At 42.6% G+C, this 21,024-nt stretch carries 16 protein-coding genes; 10 read left to right on the forward strand and 6 right to left on the reverse strand.

Features of this window, described 5'->3' with window-relative positions:
- Positions 1-23 precede the first annotated feature (23 nt).
- Positions 24-809, reverse strand: coding sequence for a transglutaminase family protein (locus tag V6252_RS03600; protein ID WP_341609307.1), 786 nt, complete (start codon positions 807-809; stop codon positions 24-26).
- 72 nt (positions 810-881) lie between these two features.
- A complete protein-coding gene (locus tag V6252_RS13855) occupies positions 882-3,227 on the reverse strand; it encodes a circularly permuted type 2 ATP-grasp protein (protein ID WP_425355844.1) in 2,346 nt (781 codons plus the stop codon).
- A gap of 221 nt (positions 3,228-3,448) precedes the next feature.
- Here V6252_RS13855 and V6252_RS03610 point away from each other — a divergent pair, with 221 nt between their 5' ends.
- Positions 3,449-4,087: a GDSL-type esterase/lipase family protein gene (locus tag V6252_RS03610; protein ID WP_341609308.1), complete on the forward strand. Its 639-nt coding sequence runs from the start codon at positions 3,449-3,451 to the stop codon at positions 4,085-4,087.
- A gap of 174 nt (positions 4,088-4,261) precedes the next feature.
- Here the strand turns inward: V6252_RS03610 and V6252_RS03615 are convergent, their stop codons facing one another.
- On the reverse strand, positions 4,262-5,362 hold the full coding sequence (locus V6252_RS03615; protein ID WP_341609309.1) for a DUF2855 family protein: 1,101 nt from the start codon (positions 5,360-5,362) through the stop codon (positions 4,262-4,264).
- Positions 5,363-5,395: 33 nt separating this feature from the next.
- Positions 5,396-6,835: an FAD/NAD(P)-binding protein gene (locus V6252_RS03620; RefSeq protein WP_341609310.1), complete on the reverse strand. Its 1,440-nt coding sequence runs from the start codon at positions 6,833-6,835 to the stop codon at positions 5,396-5,398.
- Between the two features lie 119 nt (positions 6,836-6,954).
- On the opposite strand from V6252_RS03620, the gene V6252_RS03625 reads away from it, so the two are divergent.
- The 3 genes from V6252_RS03625 to V6252_RS03635 all read left to right on the forward strand — a co-directional run bounded on the left by V6252_RS03625 (position 6,955) and on the right by V6252_RS03635 (position 10,737).
- Positions 6,955-7,539, forward strand: a complete 585-nt coding sequence (locus V6252_RS03625) for a TetR/AcrR family transcriptional regulator (RefSeq protein WP_341609311.1) — start codon at positions 6,955-6,957, stop codon at positions 7,537-7,539.
- 224 nt (positions 7,540-7,763) lie between these two features.
- The gene (locus V6252_RS03630; protein ID WP_341609312.1) at positions 7,764-9,818 is read left to right on the forward strand and encodes an autotransporter domain-containing protein; all 2,055 of its coding nucleotides are present in this window, start codon (positions 7,764-7,766) and stop codon (positions 9,816-9,818) included.
- Positions 9,819-9,993: 175 nt separating this feature from the next.
- Positions 9,994-10,737: a M90 family metallopeptidase gene (locus V6252_RS03635; RefSeq protein WP_341609313.1), complete on the forward strand. Its 744-nt coding sequence runs from the start codon at positions 9,994-9,996 to the stop codon at positions 10,735-10,737.
- A gap of 468 nt (positions 10,738-11,205) precedes the next feature.
- Here the strand turns inward: V6252_RS03635 and V6252_RS03640 are convergent, their stop codons facing one another.
- Complete coding sequence (locus V6252_RS03640) at positions 11,206-11,874, reverse strand: hypothetical protein (RefSeq protein WP_341609314.1); 669 nt, start codon at positions 11,872-11,874, stop codon at positions 11,206-11,208.
- Between the two features lie 201 nt (positions 11,875-12,075).
- Between V6252_RS03640 and V6252_RS03645 the strand changes: the two genes are divergently transcribed.
- Both V6252_RS03645 and V6252_RS03650 read left to right on the forward strand, forming a co-directional pair.
- Positions 12,076-12,567, forward strand: a complete 492-nt coding sequence (locus tag V6252_RS03645) for a hypothetical protein (RefSeq protein ID WP_341609315.1) — start codon at positions 12,076-12,078, stop codon at positions 12,565-12,567.
- 1,274 nt (positions 12,568-13,841) lie between these two features.
- Entirely contained in the window at positions 13,842-15,107 is a 1,266-nt protein-coding gene (locus tag V6252_RS03650) for a tyrosine-type recombinase/integrase (protein ID WP_341609316.1), read from the forward strand.
- Positions 15,108-15,149: 42 nt separating this feature from the next.
- On the opposite strand, the gene V6252_RS03655 is transcribed toward V6252_RS03650, so the two are convergent.
- Positions 15,150-15,947: a helix-turn-helix domain-containing protein gene (locus V6252_RS03655; protein WP_341609317.1), complete on the reverse strand. Its 798-nt coding sequence runs from the start codon at positions 15,945-15,947 to the stop codon at positions 15,150-15,152.
- Positions 15,948-16,181: 234 nt separating this feature from the next.
- Between V6252_RS03655 and V6252_RS03660 the strand changes: the two genes are divergently transcribed.
- From V6252_RS03660 to V6252_RS03675, 4 genes are all read left to right on the forward strand, one after another.
- Positions 16,182-17,171 carry a proline racemase family protein gene (locus tag V6252_RS03660; protein ID WP_341609318.1) on the forward strand — a complete coding sequence of 330 codons (990 nt, stop codon included), beginning with the start codon at positions 16,182-16,184 and terminating at the stop codon, positions 17,169-17,171.
- 69 nt (positions 17,172-17,240) lie between these two features.
- Entirely contained in the window at positions 17,241-18,503 is a 1,263-nt protein-coding gene (locus tag V6252_RS03665) for an FAD-dependent oxidoreductase (protein WP_341609319.1), read from the forward strand.
- A gap of 97 nt (positions 18,504-18,600) precedes the next feature.
- Entirely contained in the window at positions 18,601-19,464 is an 864-nt protein-coding gene (gene dapA, locus V6252_RS03670) for a 4-hydroxy-tetrahydrodipicolinate synthase (RefSeq protein ID WP_341609320.1), read from the forward strand.
- 52 nt (positions 19,465-19,516) lie between these two features.
- The gene (locus tag V6252_RS03675) at positions 19,517-21,004 is read left to right on the forward strand and encodes an aldehyde dehydrogenase (protein WP_341609321.1); all 1,488 of its coding nucleotides are present in this window, start codon (positions 19,517-19,519) and stop codon (positions 21,002-21,004) included.
- Positions 21,005-21,024: the final 20 nt, after the last annotated feature.

Genomic DNA, 21,024 nt, shown 5'->3' on the forward strand with positions numbered 1-21,024 from the left:
AACGTAATAAAAAATAGCAAACGCTATGATAGCTTTTTGACTAATACCAAACTGTAAAGATTTTCGTAACCGCCGCCCATACGTACGCCGCGAACAGGCGCGGTATCTAGATAATCTCGCCCAATAGCCACATACACATGTGAGTTTGGGGTAAATGCCTGATTTGAGATATCAAAAGTATACCAGTAACCATCCAGCCAAACCTCAGCCCATGCGTGACTGGCCATGTGATTTTCGGTATCGTCATACAGATAACCGGACACATAACGCGCTGGAATCTGTTGATCACGCAAGATACTTAAAAATACATGCGTATGGTCTTGGCACACACCTGCACTTGTCGCAAACGCCTCGGCAGCGGTCGTGCCCACATGCGTGACGTCTTTAACAAAAGGCATTTTCATAATCAGGGCATTTGCCATCGCCTTTAGGCTGTCATGAGTAGGGGTTTTTAGATATGGCGCTGCAAATTCTCGCATCTCTTGTGAGCATTTGGTCAATGGGGTTTGTACGGTAAATAGCAGGTAGGGGACATGATCCATATCCTCTAGTCGTTCGGTTTCGGTGTTGATCTCAACGACACCCGACGCCTGCATTTGTAAGTTGTTATGTGCCTCGTTACGACTGAGCGTGAGCCATGCATTACCAAAGCCGTCCTGTTGGTTGGTCGCCACTTTAGGGAGCATCACATCCCATTTATGAATGGTTTGGTGCGGCATTTGCATGGGGGTCATGCGTATGTACTGTACACTGCGCTGCGCCAGCTCATCGTAATAATAGTTGGTTTGGTGACTGATTTGAAGTTTCATGGCATTTTCCTATTTTCTGTTTATTCCATATGTCTCATGAGCCATTGTTATTGGTTTTTGGCTAGACACCTTCTATACACCTTGACGCAATATGAGATTGAACTCTTTGCTAATCAGCGCAAAATCACTAAATTTCTTTGACCTGATCATCTGGTTGGTCAAGCGGATAAGCTCACGCCAGCGCGTGTTCTCCGGCAATTCATTAATCCAATGTCTGAATTCAAAACTGATCTCTGTTGAATCCTCTCCCAACAAGACGGCACGCTCAAGCTGCTCAAAGTGACGCCCTAATTGCCAGAAGCAAGTCACAGTTGGATTTTCTTGTTTCATCGCAGCGTTACACGCGTGTAGCTGCAAAGTCGCTGCTCGGTACGTACCAGCACTTGATAAACGCTTGATCAAGTTATATAACTCAGCAGTATCTTTACCAATGACACCTTTGGCCTCTTGGACATTGTCCTCAATCGATTGCACGATATTGGGTATGATGTTTTGTTCCAAATCAGCCATCATTTGTGCTTTCATGGTGGTCAGTGACACTTCACCATCAACGGCAAACCCTAGGTGACTGATTAAATGCCTAATCTGTGATTTTTTGAGATCGCCTTTGATAAGTTGTTTCATCACATCGTCGTAGTAATACAGACGCTCACTATATCGGCCTAGCCATATTAAGTGACTGGCGGTAGAGAGTAGCAGTATCATGGGCGCATCATCTAAACTCTCGTAACCTGTTTCTAAGGGCTGGACACGATCATAGTAGTTCGCATGCCCTGAAGCATTGACACCTACTGATGATAAAGGCGAGCACTTGTCGGTTTGCTGGCTATCTAAATCACTGTCATCAATAATCCAAGTGTCTTTGATACCACCGCCTTGTGATGAATTGACGACCAAAGAGCCTTCAACCATGGCTACTCGTGTCAGACCACCGGGAACAATATCTACTGTGCCATCACCATGACTGAGGATAAAGGGACGCAAGTCAATATGACGCGGTGCGATACCATCGCTTACGGCAGTAGGATTGGTAGATAATGAGATAGTCGGCTGGGCAATAAAGCCGGCTGGGTTTTCAAGCAAGCGCAGGCGATATTCTTCGATTTCTTTTTTGGTTGATGTTGGACCAATAAGCATCCCGTAGCCGCCTGAGCCCTGTGTTTCTTTTACCACTAGCTTGTCTAGATTGTCGAGCACATATTTGAGATCGTCGGGCTTACGGCACTGGTATGTCTCGATATTAGGTAGGATGGGCTCTTCATTTAAGTAGAATTTAATCATATCTGGTACAAAAGGATAGAGGCTCTTATCATCGGCCACGCCCGTACCTGGGGCGTTAACAATCACCACGTTACCAGCACGATAAGCACTCATGAGCCCTGACACACCCAATATGGAGTCAGATTTAAAGGCTAACGGATCAATATAGGGATCATCAATGCGGCGGTAGATTACATCGACTTGTACCTTGCCGCGAATGCCTTGCATATAGACTTTGCTGTCCTCAACGACCAAATCATAACCATGGACGAGTGGCACATTCATCTCATGTGCTAAGAAGGCATGCTCATAATAGGCACTATTAAAACGACCTGGCGTTAAAATGACGACTTGTGGATCATATTTGGATGTTGAGCTGGCAAGACAGGCTTTGAGTCGGTTAGGATAATCACTAATACCCATAATAGGCGTGTCAGAAAATATATCAGCTAATAATGTCTCTGATATATTGCGACTCTCAAGCATATATGAGACGCCTGAGGGGGTACGCAGGTTATCCTCTAACACACAAAATCTACCTGTCTCGTCTCGAATCAAATCAATACCGCTAATGTGCGAATAGATAGGTTTGTCCAGCTCAATGCCCATCATCCAAGGCTCATAGCAGCCGCTGGCATAGACATAGCTGGCAGGCACGATGTCGGCCTTCATAATCGCTTGGTCATGATAGATATCGTGCAAGAATGCATTGAGGGCGGTGATGCGCTGTTTACAGCCTGCTTCTATTTGTTTCCATTCGCTCGCGGCAATAATGCGTGGAATGATATCAAACGGAATCATACGCTCGATGTTTTTAGCGTCGCTATAGACGGTAAAGGTGACCCCTTTACGATAAAAGATATTTTCTGCTTGTTCGTTTAGATAATTGAGGGCATCCATGTTGATGTTATCAAGCCAATGGCCAACAGCTTGTGCCACTGGGCGATACTTACCCTTACTTATCTGCAATTCATCGAAACTTTGTGGTTTTTTCTCAGGTTTTTCTGAAGTATCCTTTCTTAAGGCGTCTGTGACTGTCGTTGAATGAGGACTTGTGGTATCGGTACTGGTTGTTTTAATGGATTGACTCTGATTTGCAGATTTTTCTTTGTCTGGGTTTCCATCCTTAGACTGACTTTGAGATGCTGTTTTATTCATAAATACCTCACGTATCCTTGGTAAAGTTATACTTTATGATGAATACACTGTCTATGCTAGGTAGAGTAGCACTTGTACTGCGCCCAACAGGTAGTCTATCTCCTGTATGGACTATACAACGGTTACTGAGCAATATACAACAAGAGTTAAATAATAGATTTTTAAAAACTTGAACCTAATTCTAATAAGTTTAACTCAATAGAAACAGTAGGAGAGAAGACATGAAGCTACGTGGTAGGTTCTTAATGCTGGCAGGTATAGGGTTGTCAGCGACTATCAGTGTGACTGGCTGTGGTAGCGAACCACAACAAGATATCTTGCCTGCTGGTAGCACAGTGGTCGCACTTGGCGACTCATTAACCTATGGTTACGGCGCAAATCCTAAAACAGCGTATCCTACGGTGCTAGCAGAGCTAAGTAAATGGAACGTCGTTAATGCGGGGGTCAATGGTGATACTTCTGCAGATGTGCTTACTCGAGTGAAGGAGATCACTGAGCAAAACCCTGATTTGGTCTTACTGGGTGTGGGTGGTAATGATGTATTACAGCGCATTGCGCCTGATACCACTCGTGCCAATATCATCGCGACTATCGACACCTTACAATCCAATAATATTGATGTTGTCCTAATCGCTGAGCCGTATTTCAGTACCAGTGCTTTGTTTGGTAAGGCCAGTGATAATCCACTGTATGAAGATATTGCGGAAGCTGAAGCCATACCGCTGTATTCTGATGGCTGGTCAACTGTACTGTCAGATGAGGATCTAAAGTCTGATAAAATTCATGCCAATGCTGCAGGCTATAGACAGTTCGCTGAAGGGTTGCATGATTATCTAAAAGACGAAGGGCGGGTACGTTAAACCGCAATGTAAACCACAGCTTTTAAGTTTAAAAATTATGAGTAGGGTGTATGTCTGTAGTCAGTGTATAAAGCACAAACAAGCAGAGAACCTATTGACTAGGCTCTCTACTTGTTTATTTTCATTTTGCTAATGACAAATAGTCGATAAATTTTATAGTCAGACTTTTATAGCCTAGCCTTTTTCATTGTTATCCATGACTACTACCAAACCTTCATCAGCGGCTATTTTACCTTCGCAGATATCTTTATAAACCTCTAGTAAGCCATTGACTCCATCAAGCTTCTGAATCTTTAGCCACGCACTAGTTTTGGCGGTGCTATTCATGATGTAACGCATAGAGCGTTTATTAAACTCTTCAGGACCCCATTCTTTCATGCGTTGCTGTACATGACTGGGCGCAAAAAACTGTTGGCTACGTTCTTGGATGATACCGTCTACATGGCGCGGTTCGTCCCAATGCGTGATACCGACATTGCTAGTGTAACGCATGTTATCGCCTAAGTGTCTATGTAGACGGCTGAGCACATCGGTATTGGCCGACATATCGACAATAACTGTCGGCTTATTTGCATCAATATGCTCAAGAGTGTCATAGCTAAGCACACTGTCATAAGCGTCAATTGACTTAACAAAATCTATATTACGGTTTGATGTGAGACCGATAACATGCGGTGCGTCTTTATCATCAGTGAGTCCATAGGCTAGGCCAGTACTGGTCTTGCTAGAGGCACTGATAATCACTACTTGCTCTGCACCAAACCAGTCATTACTCTTCAATAGATTATGTAAGCAAAATGAGGTCAAATGCAATACGAATAACAACATGCGCTGATCGTCATGGGCGCGGTCATAGCCTCGTTCATGGTTAACGCGCTGATATAGGTTATAACCGGGTGGTAGCTCGGCACGATGGACACTACCATCAAGTAAACTGGTTTGGGTGACTCGCTTGGGTGTTATGATCAATTCACTGGCGGGCGGGAAGTAACCGAATAACCGCTCACCGATAGGTAGTGCATCGCTATTTGATTCGATGACATCGCCAAATCCCCAAACTGGAATAATACCCCATTTCTCAGGCTCGTTGCCGTTTGGCGGAAAAAACTGCCAATAGCGTAATTGGTCACCCATGACCGCATAAGTAATATTATTTGCAGTAAAAGCAAAGCGATCAACTTTGACACGTACTTCGCCATCACTAAGAGTGTGTATAGGCGTCTCTTGTAGGCGAGCTTGAGTTAGGTTTGCTTTATTGGTTTGAAATTCTTGCATAGTTATTTCCTTTTTTATTTTATAGTTGTGGGATTAAGCATTAGCAGTTTTGGCTTGACGCGCTGCCGTTATCTGCATGACTTCACCCATGAGTTTGGGCATGTTTGCAGCAGCTCTTGGTCCTGCTTCTTTTAAACGCTTAAGAATAGCCAGCTCTTCAGGTGGAGTGTCTTCGCTGGCTCGTACCAATTTGGTGAAGCCATCTAATCGATTGTTAATCATCCATTCACGTAGCGCAGGCTCTTTTGACCAACGCATCTGATTCTGCATTTGTTTAACAAGCCCAACCAAAAAATCCGTATCATGATTTGGGATTGGCACCACTTGGCATAACTCATTTTTGATGGTTTCATCATCGTAATTGGCCTCGATGTGGGCGATAAATGCGGCACTGAACACAGGCTGATAGGTACGTACGGTTTGTACCATCACGGTATCACCTTTGAACACATCGTACGTCTCTGTCACTGGTACCGCTCGTGCTGAGCAGTCGATATGCATGGTGTTGGGCGTGGTAGTAATGCTATCATCACCAAAATAAATCTTGTCAGTATCTAAGCGGGTCACGCGCCCTTTACGTACAATGTTTTTGACACGGCGTAATTGCTTAAGCTCTTCACTACTAATGGTAGCGCCATGGAACATTTGCGGGCGTACATTTGGATCAATACGCATTAATACGCCGCCTTTTTCTAATCGATTAAAAAGGTCTTCGATGTTTTTAGCTTCAGCAATCGCTTCTGCCTGAGTAGCCTGTGCTCCAATAGTATGGGTGAAAAAATCACGAGAGGGTTGGGTGTTTTTACGATCGATCAGCCAAGCATCTCTTGGCATAATCCATGTGATATGGTCTGGATCAATTTGGTTTTCTAGTAGCCATAAAACCGCATCTATACCTGTTTTTCCGCCGCCTATAATGACGTAACCATCACGGGGTTTGGTTAGACTCGGCAAATCATTTAGCGGGCCAAACTTAACACCTTTAGCAATCTCGAAGTTTGGGGTATGGGTTGCTGGTACTGAGGTTTTAAAATAAGTACCATCAATTATTTTCTTGTTGATCTTAACCTCATAGCTGGTATCAGACAGCAACGATGAAAACTTGCCGTCGCCTTTGTACTCACACATCGGGAAGTATTTCACGCGGCCACTTGGTAAAAACGTATGCTTCATGACTTTATCAAAGTACGCCATGACTTCTGCGCCTGACGCCAACTCAGACAAGCCTTTATTTAAACCAATCTCGTCAACCATACCGCCGCAAAGCTCACGTGAGCTAACGCCATAAAAAGATGACGGCTGATGTAAGGTGACAAATGAATAGGCATCGTTCCAATGACCACCTGGCTTATGATGTTTATCGACGATAATAATATTAGCATCAGTTTCTGTGAGCAGCACATCGGCAAAAGCCATACCCACCGCGCCACTACCAATGATTAGATAATCCGTTTCTAGCTGTTGAATACTCATAGCGTCCTTACTCTTAAGTTGAGTTTCTATCAATACAATCAATTCATAATTGTTTGTATATAACAGTGTTATATACTAGAATAACACTGTTATAATTGTCAAGACATAGTGAGAATCTAATGGATGCCAGAACCAAAATACTAAACGCCGCATCTGAGCTTTTCTTAGAGGGGGGTGGGGACGCCTTGAGTGTACGCGCTATATCCAAGCGGGCAGGACTGTCCACCATCGGTATATACAGCCATTTCAAAGGTAAGCAAGGCATACTAGATGCGCTGTACATAGAAGGGTTTAATCTTGTCCGTGAAGCTATGGATGTCATTCCAGAGGGTAGAGCAAACAAAGAGCAAGTGCTAGAGGCGTGCCTAGGGTATCTCAATGTAGGCGAGAAATATGAAGCGCATTATCGGCTGATTTTTGGGGAATCTGATGCAGGATATCAGCCCTCAATCGAGGCCACTGCAGCCAGAGATAGTGCGTTTTCAAAGTTGGTTCGGGTGGCAGGCTCTTATTTATCAGAAGATGCTAGCGTGACGCAACGTCGGCAAATAGCGTTAGATATCTGGGCAATCGTACATGGGTACGTCAGTATCAGTCACCATGTGGTGTTCGCTGATGAACTGGAGCTAGATTGGAAGACGATGGCACTTCGTGTAGTTGGAGTACAGCTGGATGCCATTGACCTAACCAACGCTAAGCATTAATAAAGCCTTCCCGAACAACCCGGTAAATCAGCAGTATGAAGGTGACAATGAATATTAAACAGCGATTCGTAAATATTGCTCGTAGGTAGGTATGTAGCGTTTAAATAATCCATCGCTTTACTTAAAAATCAAATAAGCAAACATATGTCTTTTATCTTGTAAACTGCATTATTTTAGGTTATTTTTCAGTATCGTTTACCGTTCTTTAACCAAGGAGAAGCAGTTTGGATACTAACTTGTCACCGCTTAAGATTTCAATGGTTGCGGCATTGACACTGCTTACAGGCTCGCAAGTATTTGCAGAGGCCAAGTACGGTGATTATGGTACAGAAACGGCGCTGACGCTTGCCCGTGACTATGCTGGTCGTTATACAGGTTCCGATAAAGAAGTCCAAGCCGCTGATTATATGCAGCAGCGCATGACCATCGATGGTAGTAACAACCAAGTCAATCGTCAAACGTTTGATTTCGTAGCGCCTCGTGGTTTATTCAAAGGTCAAACGTTAACGAGTAATAACGTTGTCGTGACCCAACAAGGCAGTGCTGATACCAACAGAACGCTATTTGTCGGCGCACATTATGATTCTGCCGTTGCCTATCCAAACTATGCAAATCTAGAGGCATTAGACGATAATGCTTCTGGGTCTGGCGTCTTAACTGAGTTGACCAAAAACCTGACAGGTATTGAGACAGAGCATGACATCCAATTTGTGGCATTTGGTGCAGAGGAGGGCGGTCTCAATGGGTCAAGGGCGTTTGTTGATCAACTAACGGACGCGGAAAAATCAACAGCGTTGGGTATGATTAACCTAGACAGTCTGATTACAGGCGACAAAATGTATGCCAATGCAGGGCGAAATGCTTATGACAATGATGACAACGAAGTGGCTGCCAATGTAAGTTTGCGTGAAAATGCACTGCGTATTGCTAAAGAGCTTGGTATTACACTAGAGGTCAATCCAGCCATTATTGCGCCAGGTGAGACAGAGCCATACGAGCCTTATGGCGTTGGCTGCTGTAGCGATCAGGAGTCTTTTGATAGTGTCATGCAGGTCGTAGGATTTGAGGCTACTAACTGGGGGCTTGGGCCTGATTATGATGGTTACACGCAAACTGAAAACCCAGATATTCCAGGTGGCTATACGTGGCATAACCCTGCATTAGATAACGAAGAAGTGCTTACTGCGGCCTTTGGTGAAGAACGCATAGCCCAAAGAATGCGCGACTACTCTCGTATCATCAGCAAGTTGATTGTGGAGCAAACCAATGCTGATATCATCGCATCAACCAAAAGTGCGCTCAATCTTCAAAACACGATGGGCGCTGCGTTAAAAATTAATGCTACTGACTCACACTCAGCGGTTCTTGAGCGCGCCAATGCTTTGGCATTACATACTCTCGATGATGCGGAGTCTTTTGATACCGAGTCGCGTACTCAGGTTTGGGTAGATGGCTCCCAAAGCTACGTGGATGCTGATGAAGTGCAAGAGGGCACTCGTGCCAATATTGGTCTATATGGCGAATATACCGTACAGCCGAGCTGGCGTGTTGGCGCAGGTGTGCAAGCGGCTAATCAAAACAATAAAGGCATAGAAAATGGTATTAAAAAAGATACAAGCTATGGCATTCAAGCCTATTCTTTATTGGGCGGAAAAGACACGGCTTGGTGGAACACCACATCTCTGAGCTTATCTAAACATGACTTGGATGTTAATAGAACGGTAACACTGGATGGTAATGACGGCATCAACATTATCAACAATAGCGAACGCGGTAGTTCTGATGCTGATGTGTTTAGCGCATACAATGAGCTTGGCTATAATTTCCTTATCAAGAAAAACGTCGCGCATGGCGCCTTTTTGGGTCTGAATTACAGTGATACAGACATAGATGGTTATACCAGTGGCAATGCCAATTCTCGCACTGCACTAAAGGTTGATAGCACCTCTAGCGAGGCATGGAATTCAGAGCTTGGTTACCAGTTACAATATGGCTTTAATTTGATGGGCACGCCTGCCAAACTTCAAAGTAAAATTGCTTACGTGCATGTTATCGACGATGGTTTAACAGACAGTTTATCGACAACGTCTTTAGCTGATGGACAAACGAGAAACGTTAGTATTACCCAAACAGATAAAGATGATGACTATGGACGTTTTGAGCTGAGTGTGAGTAACAAGGTTCATAAAAACGTTTATGCGTATTTGAATGGCGATACCACCTTTGCACGTGACGATAAAGACAGCTCAGTACAGCTGGGATTGCAGTATCAATTTTAAATCTTAATGTATGAATTTCAGACTGCGCTGCTCAATAATTCATTTATGAGCAGCGTTTTTTGCTTATGCATGTCAATATATTAATTACAAGTGTGTATTACTGATTGACGCTACAATACTCAGGTATCAGTGATATCAATGTGTGCGAAATATTTAAAGAATAGGGGTGGCGTGTATGTTTGGCATCATAAAAGACTGGCGTGAACAGCGTATATTAGACAACAGCGAGTTTACCCATGCCGATTGGATGCAAGCGGCTGAGCGTATCGTGATACTCGACAGATTGAGTGTTGACGAGATGACGCATTTATTTGAGCTCGCGACATTTTTTTTGGCTGATAAGTCCATCACAGGCGCACAAGGTTTTGAGATTACCAATGCTGTCAGACAATCGATTGCGCTGCAAGCGTGTTTGCCGATCTTGAACTTAGGCCTTGACTGGTATGCTGGTTGGTCATCCATCATCATTTATCCTGGCTCGTACAAAAGCAACAGTACCACGGTAGATGAGTTTGGTATCGTCCACGAAGGCACTCAGCACCGTAGCGGAGAAGCATGGCTGCGAGGGCCTGTTATTCTTTCATGGAAGGATGCTAAGCACTCAGGCGAACGTGATGGACACAACGTTGTCATTCATGAGTTTGTACATAAACTCGATATGATGAATGGGCGTGCCAATGGCTTTCCACCGATGCAGCCTGATATGGATCCTGCAAACTGGACACAGATTATGAGCCGCGATTTTGAGGACTTTCAGACACATCGTAAGTCAGGTCTAGATCGTTATGGAGCGACCAATTCTGCTGAGTTTTTTGCAGTTTTGAGTGAAGTGTTTTTTGAAACACCGCAAAAGCTAATAGATGCTTATCCTGATATTTATGAGATTATGGTGAAATTCTTTCGTCAGACGCCGTTATGAATGATATTTATAGAGGTTGTGACAGTAGACTGTATTCAAAACAGCATATTGGAATTGGGGAAGCTGAGGTGATTAATACTATAAGTGATATCTCATCAAGGCGTGTAATTTAGAGCGCTGGGCAACGCAGCGGCGCTTTTTTGTTCGTGCATTTTTTACACCGTAATCATCGACTACTGAATGATAAAGGTGACATGGTCATCAATAATACAGGGCTTGCGGCCTTGACCTTATTGGTCGCTGTGTCTGACCCCAATCAAAAAGAAACTTTGATCAAACTAATTATGAATATGCTGTCGTTAGAAGGCTAGGAAAAAAGCTTGTCATTAAAAGTCATATCAAAGACCATGTAGTACAAGCTGATATATATATACTTTCTCGAATATATATAGCATTTATCACCAGATAGAGTAGGCTGCCAATTTAAACAAACCTTATAAAAGTTGTCGGGTAATCGTTTTCTACGCCTTAAACCGTCCATTGGTCATTAATGATAGCCACCAGATATCGCTTGCCTTGATACTCATCAAATACCAAGCGTAGTACCCGCCAGTCCATACCATCATATTCATTAGTGCCTTTATAATAAAATTCTACAACATCTGATGTTTGGTATATTTCTTTCAAATTGTTGATAGAATTACCATTATTTTTGAATTCATTGACATTGATGCTAGCGTTATTAAACTTTTTGCCATCCACCCAAGTATCCAAATAAGTAGGCAACGGTGTTACCAACAGATCGCCAGTACCGTCTTTTTCGCCCCAAGTAAATTGAATGTTGGACTGCTGTAAATACTGTGCAAATTGCCCACGGCTAAAGACTTTATCTGACTCAGGCCGTACATAAGCGTACATCGAAAAACGAACGCCACGTGTTGGATGGATATCACTAGTGATTCTAGAAAAGTCCTTATTTGCCAATGCGCGCTGTATACGTAACGCTTGCTGCCTAAGGGTTTGCTGACTGATATCAGCATTACTAGGTGTTGATGAGCTACTGGTTGGCTGAGATACAATAGCTTCACTGGACTCAGAAGCAGACTGACAACCCGTCGCAGCTAACGTAAATAACAGAAGGCTGCTAGAGGCTAATGTCGCAGATTTTTCCTTAAAAAAAGTAGGTAATGTCATCATAAAATCATCCTTAGCACAGTTATTAGCGAAAGAAACATCACTATAAATTGTCATGGGAACCGGTAAAAAATACCATAGAAGCGCTATGTAATCGATATTTTGGTAAGTAAACCTGAATGATACGATAATACAGCAGAGTCCGAATATAGGTATGATGTAATAGTCGTAACACTTATAAGACAAAAGCTAGCAGAGAATAAGATGCCAACATATAAATCGCTGACATTACTATCGACCATAGGACTGATGACTGTCGGTAACGCCATAGCCGATGTATCAACAGTAGATCAGAAACAAAATGCCATGGCTAATATAAAGATTGCGACCATCACGAAAATGTACCAACAAGACATTGATGACCAAGGTATGAGTAATCCTGTAGTGCTGCAGCAATACGCTGATGCTGACTTGCAAGCAGCCATGCAACTTGAGCAAGAATATTTTGATAAAGCTCAGACGTCCTGCAATATAGATTACGATGTACTTTGGAACTCGCAAGATCCTGATTATACGCAAGACAAAAAGTTTTCAATAACTGATCAAGGACTGGTTCAGGTTAGCTTGGCGCAAGGTAGCGATGTTTATTATGAGTTGTCATGTGATGACAATGATAAAAATTGCCAAGTCGCAGATGTGGTTTTAGATCAGGATGGCAAAACGTTGCGTCAGTATTTGCTTGAAACTTGTCGTTAGTAAAAGTCTATAACTAACATTAAATCTGAGCTAAAGTATAAGAATGACATGGTATAAATGGTTTTTCGCCTAACTACTAAAACCGTTGGTTTGTTTTCGCATAATGTATATTATGTTAAATGAAGTCTATTAGGTCGTAGGCTTAAGCCTTACTAACTTAGGTATAAACATCCTACCAAACTATTTAGCTCTCACCGACTAACTCTGTCCTGTCTAATTTAACTGAATCTTTTGGATGATAGTTCACGCTTGATCAGTTTTACTTCTAAGCATCTCTGACAGGTATATTATTACGTCAATCATTTAACGTTTTATTAGACGTTAAGGTTTGAATGCTCTGTATGACTGGTTATTAATATTTTATGATTTGCGATAATACTAATGGCTACGTCCAAATATGTTCTTATCTTTTTATTCGAGATGATCACGGCTGCTCGTCTACGATAGTTTATTTATTATCTGTGTCCGCCGGCTAAGTCTTTAATATAGATATGCTAATAGCCTATTTTTGATAACCATCATTTGTATGCTTAGATATCCTCTAATATTGCCAAAATAGATTAAATTGCAAAAACTCAGCCAAATGTTATAACTCCTTCGAATATTTCTAATCTTATCTATCCTTCAAACGCTATGCCCAAGTCATCATGTATAATCTTTTAAATTGAAATCATAGACAGATTATTAAATCATTAGAACTGACTCTATTTTCTTTTACGTAGCGATAAATTTTATCTACCCACAAACAGCAGTCCTCTGTTTATTGTGACCAAGCCATTTTTAAGAGGAATGAGCTACCTATTGATATTTTTTAATATATTTAACTTGTAGTTATATATTTTCTATATACCACTCAAAATTGGTGCATTCCAAATTTGCACAGAACAGTACTATGACCCTACTTTTTATATTCTGTGCGAGTACAGGAGCATGTATTTTATAAAAAATATACTCAACTCCTTACCGAATCAATCATGGACACCATAATCGCATTTAATTATGTATCGGGATAGTTGGTACAAATGCCGTGTAACCCATTCAGCGTATGGCCTACTCACTATTTGGTCACTATGCTATAATTATCCCCAAGGTTTACTTGGGGATAATTAAGTATTAAAACTATTACTCTATAAGGTTTTACTAAAAATACTAGCGAATATCAGTGTCCATGACAGTGTCCAATACTTCTATATTTTTCTGCAGAAGAGACTTTTTATAAGTCATCAATCATAAACCTATCATTAACCTTAATTATCATATGACGGATATACATTATGGCTATCGACACTGCAAACGATATCAATAAGCTTGAATGCCGAGACAAAGATTATTTTGTCAGTGTCTCAGGTGTAGCTGGCTTAAGTCTTCGTATTTATCCAAATGGCAAAAAGGAATACTACTTACGTTATTCCCATCCGCATATCGAGGGCAAACGCCCTAGGATGATGTTGGGTAAGATTGAGGATGTCAGTCTCCATGAGGTTAAGTATAAAGCAGACACCATTCTTGATATGGTCGCCAAAGGCTCTGACCCTAAAGCTATTCAGAAAAAAGAACAAACCAATAAATATACTCACCTAAAAAATGCACCATTTTCTGAGATTGCAAAAGCATGGCGAGAACACAAAACAGCAGGTCGTACTCAAAGTAAATCTAAAAAACCATCATACAGTGAGTCAACCCTCAAGTTTTGGGATTTATGTCTAGGATATATGTGCCAAGAAATTGGTGATTTAAGAATGGACGATATCACCAGTGAGATGATACTGAGTGTGTGCGAGTCGATTCAAAATAATGAAAATCAAGCGACTTTCGTTGGTGCGAGCACTCGTCTGTATACTGAAAAAGTCTTTTCATTCGCTGTTGCTCGAGGGTTGTGCGATAGAAATGTGGCAGTCGATACCCGTGGTGAGCTTGCACCTGCCAACTCAGGTAATCACTTGCCAGCCATCACCAAACCAGATCAGTTTGCGACGCTTCTAAAAGATATGTCTGATTTTAGAGGTGCAAGTAAGATCACATTAGAGGCGATGAACTTATTGCCTTATGTATTTGTGCGTAGTATCGATCTGCGCTCGATGCGTTGGGATGACATCGATTGGGACAATAATACATGGGCATTCTCCCCGACCAAAGGCGAAGGTCGTGATGATATGGTCTCGCACTTAGTTGTTCCCTTGGCCACGCAAGTGATTTCTCGATTACGAAGTATTCAGTCAATTACTGGGCATAAGGAATATGTATTTGCCTCGATGCGCGGTTCAAGCAATGATTATATTAGTAAAGCGACGTTGGTGCAGATATTCCACCGGCTTGGATACAAAGATGTGCAGTGTGCGCATGGATTTCGAGCATCCGCTAAAACTTTGCTCATGGAACAGCCTGAGCTACGCTATTCTGACATCGTCACAGAATTACAGCTAGGTCACAGGATAAAAGACACACATGGCGGGGCTTACAACAGACTTGATGAAATCGATACTAGGGTACAGATGATGCAAGATTGGGCAGATTATATAGATGAGCTTCGGAGTCGTTAGAGAACTATTTTAGAGTCAAGAACCATATTTTTTTGCTTTTATTTATGGCTCTTTGAAATGTATTTTACGAAAGTTCACAGGGGACATGCCAGTAAACTGCTTAAACTGTCGACTAAAGGCGCTATGATCACCGTATCCACAGTTTAAGGAGACTTGAGTCACTGTTAGCTTATGATTCGCTAGCAGTCGAATGGCATGCTCTAAGCGCATTTTTTGTACAAACTGAATGGGTGACATATTGAGTACTGCCTTAAATGTACGCTCCAATTGTGATTGACTAAGATTTGCCAACTTCGCCAATTGACCAATATTGATTTTTTGATCAAGATTGTCTCGTACGTATTGATCTACGCTTGCCAATCGAGCGTGTTTGCGTAATATCCGCTCGTTATCTTCATCAATATCTACTGATATACCTACCATCGCTACAATATGGTTTTTTACATCATAGACGGGGATTTTTTGCGTGATACACCATCCTAGCTGTCCTGATGCATAGCTATGAAGTTCTAGTTTATCAATAATCTCCCTGCCTTCCCTTAACACTCTAAGATCCTGATTGAGATAATCCTTGCCTTGAGACTTCAAAAACACTTGCTCTGTAGTCAGTCCTATTAGTGCTTTTTTGTTTTTAAGCCCGCTACGTCTAATGAGCGTTTTACTGACTAATCGATAGCATGCTTGGTCATCTTTAACAAAAAATACCACATTTTTCATAGTATCAAATAGAGGCATCAATAACGATATATTGCCAACAAACTCATCAAAATTGGCTGGTTGATAAGTTTTTAGGTGTTTTGACAGTTGTTTTGTAGGTGCTTCTAGTACTAACGGCCGCATCGGTATATTCCCATATAGCATCTCAAGCTTGTCGTTGAGCTTTTCAATTATTTTAGGGTGCTACACAATATTTATACTCCTAAATGTCTTTATAACCTGTGCAGAAATGCGCATTTATTCATATAAAAACATCAAGACTGCTTTTCTGAAAAACGTCATTCTATATTTACGCCTTGTTCATTTATGAATAACGCTAACAGTATATTAACTCACGAATGAATCAGGTAGGCAGTCATGTTTGATACGCTTTTTACTCTTAAGATTATTGATTCGCATACTGGCGGTGAACCTACTCGTATGGTATATGAAGGATTTCCTGAGCTTAGTGGACAATCTATTCAAGAAAAACTTCAGGACTTCAAACAGAATTTCGATCATTTACGTCAAAGTATTATCCTAGAACCTCGTGGTAATGATGTGCTTGTCGGAGCGCTTTTGTGCCCGCCTTCTGATCCTCGTGCCACGGCTGGCGTGATCTTCTTTAATAATCATGGCTATTTAGGTATGTGTGGCCATGGCACTATCGGCGTTATTGCATCTCTAGCTTATCAACAAAAAATAACCGCTGGTGATCACTATCTAGAAACAAGCGTAGGCCTAGTTAAAGCAACCTTACATGATGATGGTAGTTGTAGCGTCCAGAATGTCCCCTCTTATCGCTACCAAAAACAGGTAGAAGTTCAAGTACCCAATATCGGTCCTATCTATGGAGATATCGCTTGGGGTGGTAATTGGTTTTTCTTAGTCAACGATCATAAGCAAGCTATTGAAGCCAATAATGTTGAAGTACTCACTCAATTTAGCATACAGATCAAAAAAGCACTTCATAAGTCTGGAATCACGGGTGCTGACAATGGCGAAATTGATCATATAGAACTGTTTGGCAAGAGCGATCTCGCCGGCACTAACAGCAAAAACTTCGTATTATGCCCTGGATCTGCCTACGATCGATCTCCTTGTGGTACTGGAACCAGTGCCAAATTGGCTTGCTTAGCCGCAGACAATGTACTCGCACCTGGTGAGACTTGGTATCAGCAAAGCATCATTGGCAGTGTCTTTAGTGCCAGCTATCAGCCTATTGATGTACTTAGTCATCATAGCTCTCTTCATAACCACCCTATCAGTACTATTATTCCCACGATCCGAGGGTACGCCTACGTATGTGCAGAGACCTCTCTCATCGTTCAAGACAGCGATCCGTTCAAATGGGGTATTTCTTTATAAATACCAGTTTGTATGGCTTCTAGGAAGTAACCAATCACTGCTCAGCAAGCTCAGAAAAGCGAGACTCTCATGGACACACAAGTGTTTGATATACATATCATTGGTGGTGGCATTATCGGACTATGTGCTGCGATTACCCTACAGTCTCGTGGGGTAAAAGTTGCAATTTTGGAAGCCGATAAAATTGCTCGCGGTGCAACTTATGGCAACGCAGGTCACATTGCCACTGAACAGGTTTTCCCTATCGCTGATGCCAGTATCTTACGACATGTTCCTGCCATGCTACTCAACCCTGAAGGGCCTCTGCGTATAGATTGGCGCTACCTTCCACGCTTAGCACCATGGGCGTTTCAGCTATTACTTAATATGCGTACCGAACCATTTGCACGCAGTCACCAAGCGCTTTTGGCATTAAATGCGCAGAGCCTTCAAGCTTGGCAAGATTTTGCCAAAGAGTGGCAGTTACATTCTTGGGTACAAATACAAGGATCTGTTTTAACCGCAGAGACACCTAACAGTCTAAAAATGCTGACTGAACACGGCCAACGCTTAAATAGTTTAGGTGTCTCTAACAGCCTACTCTCACAGTCAGCATTGACAGATCTTGAGCCTGCGTTAAAAGACAATCAACTGGGTGCTTTGTTTTTTCCAGAGACAGGTCATATCACCAATATAGAAGCCATTACCCATAAATTAAGTACTATTTTTAGATCGCTTGGTGGTCAAATTTATGAGAATTGCCGTGTTCTGAGCGCGGAAGTAATAACTGATGGTATTCGTTTGACGACGACACAAAAGCAGCTTCATGCCAGCAAAGTTATGCTCGCCGCAGGAGCTCATTCCAAAGCCTTAGCCAAACAGCTAACAGGCGTCTCAGTACCAATGGATACAGAGCGAGGCTATCACCTGATGCTTCCTAACGAAAGTCAGCGTTTCAACATCCCTATTTCTAGCATGGACCGTCGCTTTATTATGACACCAATGGAAAAAGGGCTGCGCTTGGCTGGTACTGTTGAGTATGCAGGACTTGAGGCGCCGGCAAATATGAACCGTGCGAATATGCTGTTGAAACAAGCTCAAGCAATGCTAAACACCCCACTAGATAGTGACAGCAATACGCAATGGATGGGGTTTAGACCTTCTACATCAGACTCGCTACCCATCATAGATAGACATAACTCAGTCTTTTTAAACTTTGGTCATCAGCATCTAGGTCTGACCCAAGCTGTCATAAGCGCACAGATGATTGCAGCGTTATATTTTGGCGATACTGCCATGGTAGATCCTACTGCCTATCGTCTAAACCGCTTCAAACTTAAGTCTTTTAAATAATAGTCGAACATCTTATCTCTATGACAACTCATAGAACCAACGTCGCTAATAGCTCATGGCTTACTAACGGCTTTTACTTCCAAATAAGGATATTTATATGAACATTCATGGCGTTTTAGTCCCTATCGTTACTCCTTTCAATGTTAATGGAGATATCGATACTCAAAAATTGACCGAACTGGTCAATGTATTCATAGAAAAAGGCGTTACCGGAATCGTAGCTTGCGGTACAACGGGTGAATATTACACGTTCTCGCCTGCAGAGCGTGAACTGGTTTTGACCACTATCGCTGATGCTGCCAAAGGCAAAGTCACTCTGATTGCAGGTATCAACAGTTTATCGACCAATCATTCTATCGAACTTGCTCACCAAGCCAACAATTTGGGTTACAACGGCTTAATGTTATCAGCCAATCCGTATAGCCTACCAGACCAAGACGGTATTATTGCGCATTTTGAAACTGTCGCTGATGCCACTGACCTACCTATCATTATGTATAACTTTCCAGCACGCGTCGGTGTGAGCATTGAATTTGAAACCGTCGCGCATTTATCCAAGCATCCCAATATTGTAGGTGTCAAAGAAAGCAGCGGCGATTTTAGCCATGCATTACGTATGCTACAGGCTGATTTTGAAGATTTTGAAGTGGTTTGTGGTTGTGACGACCAACCAGTAGATTTCTTCTTCTGGGGTGCTAAGAGCTGGATCGCTGGTGCGGCTAACGTATTTCCAGCAGAACAAGTCGCATTGTTTGAAGCCACACAAAAAGGCGATTGGAACCATGCTAAGGAGCTGATGACAGCCATGTATCCTGCTATCCACTCTATGGAGTCTGGAAACTATAACCAAAAAGCCAAAGCAGGCTGCATTAACGGGAGCATCAATGTTGGGTCAGTACGACTACCTTTGACTGATATGTCAAAAGAAGAGACTCAGTCATTTTTAGCACTCCTATCTTGATACATCGCACCATTCTTATCGTTCCTACCATTGTATAGAAAAGGACAATCTAATGAGTATGACCACAGCGCAAGTCTTCGAACTCGCCAGCAACCAACAGCTTTGGGCAGGCCATTTAATAGATACTACAGTACCAGTATCCGAGACAACACTCCCTAACTACAGCCCTATTGATAATACCTGCATAGGTAGCATTGCTAATGGGAGTCGGCAAGATGTTAATACGGCGGTCGCGGCAGCCCGAGACACTTTTGAACATGGTGAGTGGCGACGGATGTCTCCTGCAGAGCGCAAAGCTATCATGCAGCGCTGGTGTCAATTGATGCATGAGCATATGGATGAGTTAGCTGCCTTAGATTGCGTCGATGCAGGCAAGCCTATTACGGAATGTCTCAACACTGACCTGCCCGCTACGATTGAAACCTTTGAATGGTACGCCGAAACGGCTGATAAAGTTTTTGGCAAGGTTGCTCCTACTGGCGCTGATGCGCTAGGCCTTGTGGTACAAGAACCTATCGGTGTAGTGGGTGCAGTACTACCATGGAACTTTCCAGCACAAATGTATGCATGGAAAGTTGCACCCGCATTAATAACTGGCAACTCAGTCATTGTTAAACCGGCTGAATTGACCTCGCTCTCAGCATATCGATTAACACAATTGGCGTACGAGGCTGGCGTGCCAAAAGCGGCGTTACAGTTAGTCTGTGGGCTTGGTGAAGAAGTAGGTGCGGCACTCGGTCAGCATATGGATGTTGATATGGTTTCTTTTACAGGCTCAACTGAGGTCGGCCGACTATTTCTACAGTACTCTGCACAAAGCAACCTCAAGGAAGTCGTCTTAGAGTGTGGTGGCAAAAGCCCTCAAATCGTCTTTGCAGATGCCATTATCAATGAACAAACCATCGAGCATATTTTATCCGCTGCTTTTTGGAATATGAGCGAAAACTGTAGCTGTGGTTCACGCCTACTTGTCCACTCTAGCCAAAAAGAAGCCTTATTAACACTATTAAAAGAAGGTCTTCAGTCTTGGAAGGTTGGTCATCCTTACGATCCTGAGGTCGCTATTGGGCCAATGATCGAAAAAGCGCATTTTGAGAAAGTAATATCACATCTCAATACTGCAAAAACGGAGGGTGCTCGTTTGATCGCAGGTGGGCGTATCCACGATGAACTCGGTAGTGGCTGGTATATCGAGCCTACCATCTTTGATAATGTCAGCCCGGATATGACGCTGTTTAAAGAAGAAGTTTTTGGTCCACTTTTAGCTGTCACAAGTTTTGAAACCGAAGAGGAAGCTATTCAGCTCGCCAATCAGAGTAATTATGGGCTTGCCGCTTCCTTTTATACACAAAACATCCATCGCGCATTCCGCGTGGCATCCGCTATTAAAGCTGGTACCGTCTCGATTAATGGTTTTTCTGAGGGTGATATTACGACACCTTTTGGTGGTTATAAACAATCTGGCTTCGGCGGTCGTGACAATGGCTTAGAGGCGTTGTCCCAGTATACCCAAACCAAAACTATCTGGTTGGTGAACTAAAAACTGACATTGTCCGCTAT

The organism is Psychrobacter proteolyticus (assembly GCF_038155145.1).
Classification (GTDB): Bacteria; Pseudomonadota; Gammaproteobacteria; order Pseudomonadales; family Moraxellaceae; genus Psychrobacter; species Psychrobacter proteolyticus_B.

What these genes read in the sequence shown, in the direction of transcription:
- V6252_RS13855 (WP_425355844.1), bottom strand. Translation starts at nt 3,227, where the DNA reads ATGAATAAAACAGCATCTCAAAGTCAGTCTAAGGATGGAAACCCAGAC.
- V6252_RS03640 (WP_341609314.1), bottom strand. Translation starts at nt 11,874, where the DNA reads ATGATGACATTACCTACTTTTTTTAAGGAAAAATCTGCGACATTAGCC.
- V6252_RS03600 (WP_341609307.1), bottom strand. Translation starts at nt 809, where the DNA reads ATGAAACTTCAAATCAGTCACCAAACCAACTATTATTACGATGAGCTG.
- V6252_RS03610 (WP_341609308.1), top strand. Translation starts at nt 3,449, where the DNA reads ATGAAGCTACGTGGTAGGTTCTTAATGCTGGCAGGTATAGGGTTGTCA.
- V6252_RS03660 (WP_341609318.1), top strand. Translation starts at nt 16,182, where the DNA reads ATGTTTGATACGCTTTTTACTCTTAAGATTATTGATTCGCATACTGGC.
- dapA (WP_341609320.1), top strand. Translation starts at nt 18,601, where the DNA reads ATGAACATTCATGGCGTTTTAGTCCCTATCGTTACTCCTTTCAATGTT.
- V6252_RS03655 (WP_341609317.1), bottom strand. Translation starts at nt 15,947, where the DNA reads ATGCGGCCGTTAGTACTAGAAGCACCTACAAAACAACTGTCAAAACAC.
- V6252_RS03620 (WP_341609310.1), bottom strand. Translation starts at nt 6,835, where the DNA reads ATGAGTATTCAACAGCTAGAAACGGATTATCTAATCATTGGTAGTGGC.
- V6252_RS03645 (WP_341609315.1), top strand. Translation starts at nt 12,076, where the DNA reads ATGCCAACATATAAATCGCTGACATTACTATCGACCATAGGACTGATG.
- V6252_RS03615 (WP_341609309.1), bottom strand. Translation starts at nt 5,362, where the DNA reads ATGCAAGAATTTCAAACCAATAAAGCAAACCTAACTCAAGCTCGCCTA.
- V6252_RS03650 (WP_341609316.1), top strand. Translation starts at nt 13,842, where the DNA reads ATGGCTATCGACACTGCAAACGATATCAATAAGCTTGAATGCCGAGAC.
- V6252_RS03675 (WP_341609321.1), top strand. Translation starts at nt 19,517, where the DNA reads ATGAGTATGACCACAGCGCAAGTCTTCGAACTCGCCAGCAACCAACAG.
- V6252_RS03625 (WP_341609311.1), top strand. Translation starts at nt 6,955, where the DNA reads ATGGATGCCAGAACCAAAATACTAAACGCCGCATCTGAGCTTTTCTTA.
- V6252_RS03635 (WP_341609313.1), top strand. Translation starts at nt 9,994, where the DNA reads ATGTTTGGCATCATAAAAGACTGGCGTGAACAGCGTATATTAGACAAC.
- V6252_RS03665 (WP_341609319.1), top strand. Translation starts at nt 17,241, where the DNA reads ATGGACACACAAGTGTTTGATATACATATCATTGGTGGTGGCATTATC.